14 protein-coding genes are annotated in these 10,602 nt (G+C 46.0%); 13 read left to right on the forward strand and 1 reads right to left on the reverse strand.

Annotated features, from left to right (window positions below; translation table 11 throughout):
- Positions 1 to 24 precede the first annotated feature (24 nt).
- Positions 25 to 615, reverse strand: coding sequence for a site-specific integrase (locus NXZ84_RS01780; protein ID WP_258838586.1), 591 nt, complete (start codon positions 613 to 615; stop codon positions 25 to 27).
- An 83-nt stretch (positions 616 to 698) separates the two neighbouring features.
- On the opposite strand from NXZ84_RS01780, the gene terL reads away from it, so the two are divergent.
- From terL to NXZ84_RS01845, 13 genes are all read left to right on the forward strand, one after another.
- Positions 699 to 2,459, forward strand: coding sequence for a phage terminase large subunit (terL, locus tag NXZ84_RS01785; RefSeq protein WP_258838587.1), 1,761 nt, complete (start codon positions 699 to 701; stop codon positions 2,457 to 2,459).
- A gap of 17 nt (positions 2,460 to 2,476) precedes the next feature.
- Positions 2,477 to 4,051 carry a phage portal protein gene (locus NXZ84_RS01790; RefSeq protein ID WP_258838588.1) on the forward strand — a complete coding sequence of 525 codons (1,575 nt, stop codon included), beginning with the start codon at positions 2,477 to 2,479 and terminating at the stop codon, positions 4,049 to 4,051.
- Complete coding sequence (locus NXZ84_RS01795; RefSeq protein WP_258838589.1) at positions 4,051 to 4,980, forward strand: phage minor capsid protein; 930 nt, start codon at positions 4,051 to 4,053, stop codon at positions 4,978 to 4,980. Before NXZ84_RS01790 ends, NXZ84_RS01795 begins: the two co-directional genes overlap by 1 nt.
- A 433-nt stretch (positions 4,981 to 5,413) precedes the next feature.
- A complete protein-coding gene (locus NXZ84_RS01800) occupies positions 5,414 to 6,133 on the forward strand; it encodes a phage scaffolding protein (RefSeq protein WP_258838590.1) in 720 nt (239 codons plus the stop codon).
- A 49-nt stretch (positions 6,134 to 6,182) separates the two neighbouring features.
- On the forward strand, positions 6,183 to 7,292 hold the full coding sequence (locus NXZ84_RS01805; protein WP_258838591.1) for a DUF5309 domain-containing protein: 1,110 nt from the start codon (positions 6,183 to 6,185) through the stop codon (positions 7,290 to 7,292).
- A gap of 10 nt (positions 7,293 to 7,302) precedes the next feature.
- Complete coding sequence (locus NXZ84_RS01810; RefSeq protein ID WP_258838592.1) at positions 7,303 to 7,665, forward strand: hypothetical protein; 363 nt, start codon at positions 7,303 to 7,305, stop codon at positions 7,663 to 7,665.
- Between the two features lie 12 nt (positions 7,666 to 7,677).
- Positions 7,678 to 8,067, forward strand: coding sequence for a hypothetical protein (locus NXZ84_RS01815; RefSeq protein ID WP_258838593.1), 390 nt, complete (start codon positions 7,678 to 7,680; stop codon positions 8,065 to 8,067).
- Positions 8,068 to 8,388 (forward strand): hypothetical protein, encoded by a 321-nt coding sequence (locus NXZ84_RS01820; protein ID WP_258838594.1) that lies wholly within the window; start codon positions 8,068 to 8,070, stop codon positions 8,386 to 8,388.
- Positions 8,388 to 8,804: a hypothetical protein gene (locus NXZ84_RS01825; protein WP_258838595.1), complete on the forward strand. Its 417-nt coding sequence runs from the start codon at positions 8,388 to 8,390 to the stop codon at positions 8,802 to 8,804. The genes NXZ84_RS01820 and NXZ84_RS01825 overlap by 1 nt, the downstream gene beginning before the upstream one ends.
- Before the next feature lie 21 nt (positions 8,805 to 8,825).
- Positions 8,826 to 9,215: a minor capsid protein gene (locus NXZ84_RS01830; protein ID WP_258838596.1), complete on the forward strand. Its 390-nt coding sequence runs from the start codon at positions 8,826 to 8,828 to the stop codon at positions 9,213 to 9,215.
- Positions 9,202 to 9,759, forward strand: coding sequence for a hypothetical protein (locus NXZ84_RS01835; RefSeq protein ID WP_309495456.1), 558 nt, complete (start codon positions 9,202 to 9,204; stop codon positions 9,757 to 9,759). The genes NXZ84_RS01830 and NXZ84_RS01835 overlap by 14 nt, the downstream gene beginning before the upstream one ends.
- 59 nt (positions 9,760 to 9,818) lie before the next feature.
- On the forward strand, positions 9,819 to 10,244 hold the full coding sequence (locus NXZ84_RS01840; RefSeq protein ID WP_258838597.1) for a hypothetical protein: 426 nt from the start codon (positions 9,819 to 9,821) through the stop codon (positions 10,242 to 10,244).
- 35 nt (positions 10,245 to 10,279) lie between these two features.
- Positions 10,280 to 10,564 carry a hypothetical protein gene (locus tag NXZ84_RS01845; RefSeq protein ID WP_258838598.1) on the forward strand — a complete coding sequence of 95 codons (285 nt, stop codon included), beginning with the start codon at positions 10,280 to 10,282 and terminating at the stop codon, positions 10,562 to 10,564.
- The last annotated feature ends 38 nt before the right edge of the window (positions 10,565 to 10,602 follow it).

Below are 10,602 nucleotides of genomic sequence, written 5' to 3' on the forward strand. Positions count from 1 at the left end.
TTTTACGCAAAAGAAAAACGCAGTCTATAACTCGATTCCGGCGTAAATTTCATCCATATCGCTTTGTTCAATACCGATATATCGCATTGTTTCGCGCTGACTGGAATGGTTCAGAGCTTTCGTGATATACGTTAGTTCTACACCGGATTTGAATCGGTGATAAGCGAAAGTCTTACGAAGTGTATGCGTTCCGACATTCTCTTTAATTCCCACGCGTTTAGCCGCTTGCTTCAAAATGCGGAGTGCTTGAAATCGTGTTATCGGTTTGTTAACTCCTTTTCGTGAAGGGAAGAGGTACGCATTATCGCTCATATCGGGAGTTAAATAAGCGGTTAACTCACGCTTATTTGCGCCGTTGACGAGGAACATTTTCGACTTTTTCGTCTTTTCTTCGCGGACGAAGATATATTCGGAGAGGGAACCGTCTTTGTTTCGAACATCACTAACTTTGAGACGGAGAATGTCGCTAATACGAAGTGCCGAGTTGATTCCGATGACAAACATTAAGCGGTCACGGTCGTTTAATTGGCGCTTCATGGCGTTTATTTTTTTCTTGGATTTAATGGGGTGAACGATTTCCACAATATCACTCCATTCGTGTTTTGTTACATTCATCATATGCTGTTTGATCGAAAATATCAACGATCATTTGCGGGATTTGATCGATAAAATTATCGAAAAGGAAGGAGGAAAAGTCATTGGCGTGGATTGAATCAGAGAAACGCTGGTTAATTCGCGAGGAAAGGCAAGAAGTCATAGACACTCTAACAGAATTGATCGAAGCTATGGCGGATAACATAGACGACTTGTCTCCGAGTGAATACGAAGAGTTGGATCAGCATATGACGGAGTTGGAACGGTTAGAACGCATTCATGATTGCGAGGTCAATCTATATCGGTTTGCGTGGGAGTATTTTTCGCAGGTTGGAAATGGAGATAATCCAGGAAATTGGGACGGATTCGAGTTGGAGTCGTATGAGGATGCACCATGGTTCCATGAAGAAATTTGCGACATTATGAACCACGTGTCAAATGAAGAAATTAACGCTAAGACTTGCGTTGCGGCGCCTCGTGGACACGCCAAGTCATCGTTTCTTTCCAAGGCATTTCCGCTCCACGAAATCGTGTTCCGAAAACGCAAGTACATCATCATTATTTCGGAAACGCCGTCCGTCGCAACTGGGAATATGGAGTGGCTGGCGTTACAGCTCAAGCACAATAAGAAACTGCGTGAGGACTTCGGTCCCTTACTCTCGCCGAAAAAGCAAGAGAATCCGCGAGATAATAACGAAACCTTTGTCGCATGGACACCGGAGGAAGGCGATAGACAATACTTGATTTCGAAAGTGGAATCGACGTCAACGGGGCAGGCGTTACGGGGTCGTAACTGGAATGGCACTCGGCCAGATTTAATTATCTGCGACGACTTGGAATCGCGGGAGAATACGAATACCGAGGAGCTACGGAGGAAGCTGAAAGACTGGTTTTCGCAGGTCGTGATTCCGCTTGGAGATCCAGGCGGAAAACGAACAGCTTACGTTTACATGGGGACGACGGTGCATCACGACTCGCTATTGGTTCACGTTCTTAAAAACCGGAAGGATTTTAAAAAGAAAATATACCGAGCCGTGATTGACTGGCCGGAACGAATGGACTTGTGGGAACGATGCCAAGACATCTACCAAGATCCCGACGCAGAGGATACAGAAGCCTTGGAAAATGCTAAGGCTTTTTATTTTGCACATCAAAACGAAATGAACAAAGGTGCAAGAGTCGTATGGCCGGAAGTCAAACCGCTTTTCGATTTGTTCCGATTCAAATGGGACGAGGGATCGAAGGCGTTCAATACGGAGTTGATGAACAATCCGCTAGACGAAGAATCCATGATCTTTAATCCGGAGAAGTTTACGTATTGGGACGACATTGATCCGAATATGGAGTTTCCTGCGAAACAATACGACATCTTCATGGGGATTGACTTTGCGATGGGGAAACAGAGAGGCGATTATAGCGCCATTGTGACGATAGCCAAAGACCGGAGGACGAAGACGGTACGCGTGATTGACGCTTGGGGTGACAAGGTTCATCCCGATATCTTCATGAAGATCATCGTAGACAAGGTGATGAAATACCAGCCACACCGGATTGCCGCGGAAGCACAGGCGGCGCAAGAGTTCTTTACGCACAAACTCAAAGAGGCGTTAAGGAAAGAAGGGTATCCGGCGAATACGCGAGTCAAGGAGATTAAACAGCGAACACGGAAGGAACTACGAATTGAAGCGATGCTTCCGGATATTGAGAGCGGTCGCTTGCAGTTTAACCGTGGTCATCGATTGTTATTGTGGCAATTCGAGGCGTGGCCTCAAACCGCGGATGACGTCCCCGATGCCTGTGAAATGGCTTGGTCAATAAGTAAGACATCGAAGGCACAGATTGTAAATAAACCTGCGTGGATGTAAAGAGAGGAGGCGAAATCATGGCGAAGTTATTTAATACCGGAGGAGAGTTCCCCGAACCGTCGTCTATTGAGAGGTTGGCAAAATACGAACGAGGACGAATCCTATTTAAGAACAAAATAGAGTCTATGCGCGAAAGAGCATTACAGCTATTCAAGGACAATGATCGAATGGAACAATATGAACAGCTCAAGTCATTACTGATTGCAGTTGCGCTACCAGATATACTTGTTACAAAACCAGCGGATTTAATGGTCGGAGAGCCTCCGATAATATCAACGGGTAAATCCGATAAATCAGACGTACAGAAAGCGGTAAATAAAATAACGGAAGAAAATGGTTTGAACAAATTGATTCATGAAATAGTTGTAGGAGCCGGGTACCGGGGGGATGCTTTTTTAAAGGTGAGGTATAACTATCGACAAGATTTCAGTGAGCTACCAGACGAAGTCATCCCTGAGGGTAGAAGCGCACCAGAAGGTGTTATGCCGGAACCGATTATTGAGGCGATAGATCCTTCGTACGTTTTTCCTGAAACCTCCTCAATGAATCGGAAACAGTTTAAGGCGATTAATATCGCGTTTATCGAGTGGATGGATGAGGGAAAAGAAGAGATCCCATATTTGAGCGTCGAACGACATATACCGGGATACATTATGTACGATCGCTTCCGACTTAATAAGAACGGGGTTAACTCCGAATATGGTTCCAGCATCAGCACCTATAAGATAGGCGAAAGGATGTCGACGGGGAGAGATAACGATATTGAATTTACTGGGGTTATGCGTCCTCTCATCTTTCATTGTCCGTATAAAACAACCGATGACGAATGGCAAGGGATCAGCGGAATTGAAAAAATGGAGAGTTTGTTTGATGCATTGAATGAGCGATTGGTTCAAATTGACTATATTCTATACAAGCATAGCGATCCCAATATGTACGGCCCGGATTTAGAAACAAATGCGAAAACACTTGGAACTGGCGGTATGTATATCACAGTTGCGGAAAAAGACAAAGAGCCTGGCTATATGGATTGGAACGCACAGCTAGATAGCGCGTTTAAGGAGTTAGATAAAATTACTGGCTTTATCTTTCAAGTCAGTGAGACTCCGCAATGGATTTTTGGGACTGTCGTTGCGGACAACGGTTCAGATGGGGGCACAGGCACATCACACACTGATGGAGCAGCAATCGAAGCGAGGTTCATGCCTCTCCTCAAGAAGGTTGAGAGAATTCGCGTTCACGTTGATAAGGCGATAAAAGATGCGCTATTCGCTGCAATGGAACTTGAGGTTCAACAAAACGAAGGTGTAGAGGGTTTCAGTTCGTATGAGCCTGTCTACCCGAAAATTAAATGGCGTAACGGATTACCGAAGAACAAGAAGGAAGTCGCTGAGACGATGAGTATCCGCACAGGAGGTAAGCCGACGATAGACGTTGCATCAGCTATTAAGGAACAAGACGGAGGTGACGACTACTACGCTGAAAAGATAAAAAAAGCAATAGAGAAGGACGAAGAGGACGCTAACAGTTTCGTGGAGGCGTCTATTTTTAATGATGAACAACCGAAGACCGAAGAAGAAGGCGATAGCTAATGCGCCAAGTGCCTTCACCTGACTTCGAATACGACGTGGAGACGTTGGTTTCGTACTATAAAGACGCGCTTAGACAGATTCAATTGGAACTTGAACGGTATGACTTAACGAAGTATCAACGTGCGAATCAAATGGCGCTACTAAAGCAACTATCGGATATCTTGTCGGAGCTAAACGACAAAGCTATGGATTGGGTAGAAGAGAACATTCCGAAAGCGGCGAGACAAGGTGTAGTGGATACGCTGTACGAGTTAGGCGTGGTGGAATCAGTGACAGAGGCTGAACGGGTCATGTCGTTTAACAGACCGAACAAGGAAGCTGTTCAAGCGGCAGTGGCGGATATGCAGACTGACCTCCTGGCAGTCACTCAAAATGTCGAGAGAAAAGTAAGGGCAGTCGTCCGACAGGTTGCTGCGGAAGTCATGCGGGAGAATATGACGCTAGGGATAAACGGCGTGAAGACGATTCGAAGCGATTTGTTGACGAGGTTGCGGAATCAGTTAGGGAATTCTGCAGATAACGCGCTAATAGATTCTGCGGGTCGTAGATGGAGGTTGCCAACGTATACCGACATGTTAGCACGAACAAAGCTCTCACAGGTATATCTGGAGGCGAAGACAAATGAGGCGGTAGGTCGGGGAGCCTACCTCGGTATTATTTCGAGCCACGCTGCGACCGACGGATGCCGTTGGCACGAGAATAGGATTGTGAAGTTATCGGTATCCGCACCAGGCAATTATCCGACTGTCGAAGAGTTGCGTGCTACAGGTCAAATATTCCACCCAAACTGTAAACACACGATTACAACTCTGATGAGTACAGATTACTTACCACAAGAGGTGAAAGAGAAGGCGGTGAGACAAGCAGAACGAGGAGATAAAGCGATAGTAACGGGTAAACGAAACCCTAAGTTCATACGTACTAAGTAAGATGTGACGGGTCTCCGGAAGCACATTCCCGTTGGAAGTAGTTCGTGTCATTAGCAATCCGATACTCCTACCTTTTAATTTATAAAAGACAGAGGTAGCCACCAGTCGATTAAATAGAAGGCTGTACTCACTAGAAGTAGTATTAAAAGGAAAATTAAGAATCGGGTTATCAAGGTGTAAAGGAAATCTATAAACTGGTCAAATGAATTCTCTAAACTCTGGTTTTGTTTTTTGTTATATAGCATTGAACTTCTTCCTTCCTGATCCATTATGGAAAAGTATAATACAAATTTCACTATAAAATAAGGTGAGAGATGAGGTGGAAATGAAAATATTTTACTATAAGCAGTGTCCTGGCGGAAGACGATAAAAGCCGCAATAGATCGCGGCGTTGCGCGTAAAACTCGAACATAAAAATGGAGGTATACGATTAATGACGAAAAAACGAAAATTACCGATGAATCTACAGATGTTTGCGGAACCAACGGGAGATCCGACGGAAACGCCTGCGGGGGCGCCAAATACCGAAGATCCGCCGTCGGAACCGAAAAAGCAAGAGGAGAAGACGATTCCCTATGATCGTTTTAAGGAGGTGAACGATAGCCTTAAGGAATTTAAGAGCGTATTTAAGGAGCTAGGAATAGACGACGTTGGGAAACTGAAAGGAATCTTGGGTGAACATGACCAACTATCGAAGGAGAAGCAAAAGCTAGAGCGCGAAAAACTGTCGGAACAGGAGCGATTGCAGAAGGATTTAGACGAGGCACAAAAAGCGAAGGAGCAGTTCGAAAAAGAACTCGAAGGGTTGCGCCAGTCCAATCGCAAACAACGGATTCAAAACGAGTTCATTAAAGCGGCGCAAGCGAATAACATCCAGTACATTGATGATGCGTATAAACTCGCTGACCTGTCTAATGTTGAATTGGGCGATGACGGTGTAAGCGGTGTAGATGACGTAATCAAGTCGCTAATCGAGAACAAACCGTATCTTGTCGGAGAGAAAAAGCAACCGAAGGAAATCGGCAGTCCCTCGAATCCGCCTTCAAATGGAGATGCGAAGACGTTGCAAGCGCAGCTTGACGAGGCGCAGAAGAAAGGGGATTTCAGTAAGGTTATCGAGATATCCAACAAAATTAAAGGATTGCTCAAGTAGTCGACCGAATATGCGGCTATTTTTAAATTCAAAAACGGAGGTAAGGTAAATGCTTAAAACATATGACTTTCAAGATCAGGTACGTCAGCTAGACGCTGGTATCGAAATGATCATCAATGACGCTCCGACGTTATTAGGACTAGTAGGGATGAACGACGAGGCGATTTACAACACGAAGTATGAATGGATGAGCGACCGTTTGAACTCGAATCTATCGAGTGTGTCTGGTGCGAAAACGGCAGGGGATACGGTAATCGATTTACCCGCGACGGACGGTGAAAAGTTACGTGTGAATGCGATTGTGGTGGCAGGCGAGGAATACATGCGTGTGACTGCGGTGAACGGCGATCAAATTACGGTAGCACGTGGATTCGATGGTACGACGGCGGCAGACTTAGCAGATGGGGCAGAATTGCGGATCGTCTCTCGTCCACAGTACGAGGGAGAAAATCCCGGCACTGACGAAAGTCACGACCGTTATGTCGATTATAACTATGCGCAGATTATCGAGCGCTACGCTGCGGTATCCAAAACGCAACAAGCGGTGCGGACGCATAACGTTTCTAATGAATTGAACTACCAAGTCGAGCTTCGATTACAGGAAGCAACGCGTGAGTTTAACGATTGGTTGATTTATGGACGTCGCATGAATACGTCAGGCATTCCGCGTACAACTGGTGGTTTGCTCTATTTCGCAAATGCCAATGGCGCGAAAAAAGAAAATGCGAGTAGCGGAGAGTTGTCTGCGTCTCTATTGAATGGCGTAATGGAAGCCGTTTACCAACGAGGAGGTAGTGTAAATACGATTCTTACCAATACGGCAGGAGCGCGTCAAATTTCTAAATTAGCAGGCGATAGCATTCGGACAGAACGCCAAGACACAGCGACAGGGCATCGAATTTCTACGTTCGTCTCCGACATTGTCGGCGGGAACGTAGCGACGGTGGTCGTAGATCCGAACTTCCCAAAAAATAAAGTGGCGCTATTTGACCGAAATATATTGTCTATGCACCCACTTCGCCCAATGTACGATGAAGATGCTACAATCCCAGGCGCTGACTACGTTTCTCGACAGATTCGCGGGGAGTATGGCATCAAAGTGAAGAATGCAAACGAGAAGATCGCGATTATCGAGAACATTAGCACGACTGTATCGTAGGAGGGATTGTATGGCGAAATATAAAGCACATCCGAATTACACTGTCCTAGGTAAGAATGGCCGCATTCAGTTCGATTATCACGGTGACTATGTAACCGAAGACAAAGAAGAAATCGCGGCACTAGATGCGCTTTGTCCTACGTGGATGAAGCGCATTGACGTTTCTAAAGTAGAATCAAAACAAACGGAACCCTTCGAAAAAGTAGAGCCATCCGAATCAGCGCCAAAACAAACGGAACAGGAAACGGTAGAACCAATAGGAGAATCCGAGCCGTCTGAAACGCCGAAAGAAGACGAAGAGAAACCGGAAGAAAAGAAAGAAGATAAGTCGAAGTCCACGAAAAAGAAAACCAAGCGTTCATCCGCTAAGTAGGGAGGGGCGCATATGGCGACAGCAGTAAGCCTGACGGATGCGAAAGCGTACTTCGATGTAGAAGTCTTGCACTCTGACGCGTGGGACGAAGTAGACGATACGAAACGTCAGAAAGCACTTAACAACGCTGAACGAATCCTCTATCGCTACTACTCGTCTTCATACGACATCGATGACGAAGACAACCGAATGCCTGTCGAAGCTGTCTACGAGCAGGCACTATGGATGCTCCGGAAAGATGATGCCATTCAAAAGGCGGAACTAGGTGTTCTTCAAGTATCGGTTGAAGGCGTCTCCGTTTTGACGAAAGGCGCAGGCACTGACGATATCGCGCCGGAAGTTAAGAAAATCATCGCGCATGATTCCGGAGCTTCACGGCGGTCCACTTGGACGGTGATATAAATGTCGTTGGTTCCTTTGAAGCAAACCGTCACCATAACGAAAAGCTCCGGAGAGTTGGACGAATGGGGAAATCCGATACCTGCCGATCCGGTTGAGTACGCTTGTCGCGTTAAGGAAGGGTCGGAAATCGTAACGGACTCGCGGGGAGACGAAGTTGTCGCCTCGTTAACGGTTCTTCTTTATAAGCTCGTAGACGTTGGATATGGGGACAACTTTGCGTATACGAATGAACTCGGAATAACGACCGAAGGCTCGCCGAAAAGAATTGATGTCATTCGAGATTTCGGCGGGAAGCCTTTGTTTACGAGGGTGAGGCTATAATGGCGAAAGTCGAATTTGATGCATCGGATTTCTTCGCGAAGACTGCGTTGATTCCAGCGAAGATCGAAGTGGCGGGGACGACAGCGGTTCAAGCGTCAGTGGACGATTTAGAGAGAATCGCGGTCAATGTTGCGCCGATTGACACAGGTCAATTGCGGAGGTCTTCTCAGAAAAAGGTTAAGACGAAGGGAGACGTAATTACGGGCGAGGTGTCGTTTTCAGCATCCGAAAGAGGTTTCAATTACGCTCTTTGGACGCACGAGTATGATTATAATCTAGGACCACAATCGTCTTCCGCAGGTGGTACTGACGGATATTCTGTCGGCAACAAATACCTTTCGCGTCCTTTGTACGGAGAGCAAAACAAGTATGCAAAGTGGTGGAAGGATGCGATGGAACGTGCATTGAGTCTATAGCGAAGGGAGGTGACGGAGGGATTGCGTACACTCGAATTAATTAACTTTATTAAGGGTCGAGTCTCCTACGTATACTATCCGAATCGCTTTCCGGAGAATTCGATAGATGATTGCGCGATAGTCCGAATCTATTCAGGCGAAGGAACAGACGAATGGATAGGGAAGAGAGTACCGCACTTTCAGGTACTCGTGCGGGGAGCGGAGACGGACGCAGGAGGAACAGAAGAAAAGGCTTACGAGATATTCGAATCTCTCGTGAATCAAAAGCATGTCGATATAGGGAGCGATCACATCGTGCAAATTGTGGCGATGGGATCGGCTCCCTTTTTCATTGGGAACGACGAGAACAGTAGACCAATTTACTCTATGAATTTCAGAGCGATAGTAAAACCGAAAATTGAGAAGGAGTGAGAACGTAATGGCGACTAACTATATTGATGTTCCCATAGGTCCAGCGATTGTTGAGTTTGGGTCTACAGAGCCTATCGTCTTCGATATCACGAAGGGAGGCGTTGTTTTTTCTGTTGAGACTTCGGTGCAGGACATTACCGTGGATCAATACGGAGATACACCGGTTAAAACGATCTTAAAAGGGCGTGCTGCACAAGTGAAAATCCCGCTTGCCGAGTATGACTTAGAGCGGATTTCACAGGTTATGCCAGACTCGGAGCTGGTGACAGACTCTGCGGATGCACAAAAGAAGAAGCTTATCGTAAAAGCGAACGCCGGGTTTAATGTGATGACATTGGCGGATAAACTCGTCATCAAACCGACTGATCCGAATTCGACAGTTAACGATTACATCACTATTCCACTTGCAGCACCCATGGCGGATATTGAATCCACGTATGACAGCGATAATGTTCGGATTTACAACGTGACTTTTAAGGCTTATGTAGACAAAGATAACGGCAACCAGCTCTTTATCCTGGGAGACGAAACAGCGACAGCATAGATATTAATGAATGGCGGGCGAAAGCTCGCCTTTTTATATTCCATTAGCGAGGTGATTGGATGTTCGAGATGTTTAAGGCAGTGAAAGAGCGTCAGATTGACAAAGCCAAAAGCGCCATGACTCCATCAGATATTTGTACGATTGGCGAAAAGGAAGTCAGAGTAACGAAGGTCACCGCGAAGAAGTTTAAGGAGATTATTCGTGTCGTTGAACGCCTTCCTGGGTTGTTGTTACAAGTCATACGAGCACCAGAACACGAGGTACATGCGCATCTCGTAGCGGCACTTGAGTTGGCGTTAGACGAAGTGATAGCGGTGACATCCATTTTAAGCGGCATTGAAGAGGAGTATCTATCTGAAAACGCTGGACTTGACGAACTTGTAGCGTATTTCATCGCGATGGAACGACACAATAACCTCTCGCGAACAGTAAAAAACGTAATGAGCCTTCTGCCGAAAGTACAGATGGAGAAAAGCGAACAGTAGACGATTGGCTTATCGAGATATCGGTGGAACTCGGTGTGAGTCAGAACGTCATAGAAACCGAGTATTACATGATCGATTTGCCAAAAGTCTTGGAAGCCAAGCGCAGGCAGAAGGCAAGAACGGCTATGGAAGATGCGATGTTGGAGATGCTTCCTCACTTGAAGAACGAGGATCGGAAGCGGTTTATAACGGAGATGGAACTCCAGTCAGGCTTAAAGAAAGAAATTGAGACACAGAATGTAAAGTTTAGTCGCGAAAAAATGGACTCTCTTCACGTTTTATATGGTCAGCTTCGAGGAAAGCGGGGTGAAGGGAAATAGCGAATGCAGGTACAATCAAAGCGAAAATGCTGTTGGAA

Source organism: Mechercharimyces sp. CAU 1602, from assembly GCF_024753565.1.
In the GTDB taxonomy this organism is placed as follows: Bacteria; Bacillota; Bacilli; order Thermoactinomycetales; family JANTPT01; genus Mechercharimyces.

Bases quoted from the DNA above. Each gene is read 5' to 3' on its own strand.
- NXZ84_RS01810 (WP_258838592.1), top strand. From the start codon at position 7,303: ATGGCGAAATATAAAGCACATCCGAATTACACTGTCCTAGGTAAGAAT.
- NXZ84_RS01805 (WP_258838591.1), top strand. From the start codon at position 6,183: ATGCTTAAAACATATGACTTTCAAGATCAGGTACGTCAGCTAGACGCT.
- NXZ84_RS01840 (WP_258838597.1), top strand. From the start codon at position 9,819: ATGTTCGAGATGTTTAAGGCAGTGAAAGAGCGTCAGATTGACAAAGCC.
- NXZ84_RS01815 (WP_258838593.1), top strand. From the start codon at position 7,678: ATGGCGACAGCAGTAAGCCTGACGGATGCGAAAGCGTACTTCGATGTA.
- NXZ84_RS01825 (WP_258838595.1), top strand. From the start codon at position 8,388: ATGGCGAAAGTCGAATTTGATGCATCGGATTTCTTCGCGAAGACTGCG.
- NXZ84_RS01820 (WP_258838594.1), top strand. From the start codon at position 8,068: ATGTCGTTGGTTCCTTTGAAGCAAACCGTCACCATAACGAAAAGCTCC.
- NXZ84_RS01800 (WP_258838590.1), top strand. From the start codon at position 5,414: ATGACGAAAAAACGAAAATTACCGATGAATCTACAGATGTTTGCGGAA.
- NXZ84_RS01795 (WP_258838589.1), top strand. From the start codon at position 4,051: ATGCGCCAAGTGCCTTCACCTGACTTCGAATACGACGTGGAGACGTTG.
- NXZ84_RS01780 (WP_258838586.1), bottom strand. From the start codon at position 615: ATGAATGTAACAAAACACGAATGGAGTGATATTGTGGAAATCGTTCAC.
- NXZ84_RS01790 (WP_258838588.1), top strand. From the start codon at position 2,477: ATGGCGAAGTTATTTAATACCGGAGGAGAGTTCCCCGAACCGTCGTCT.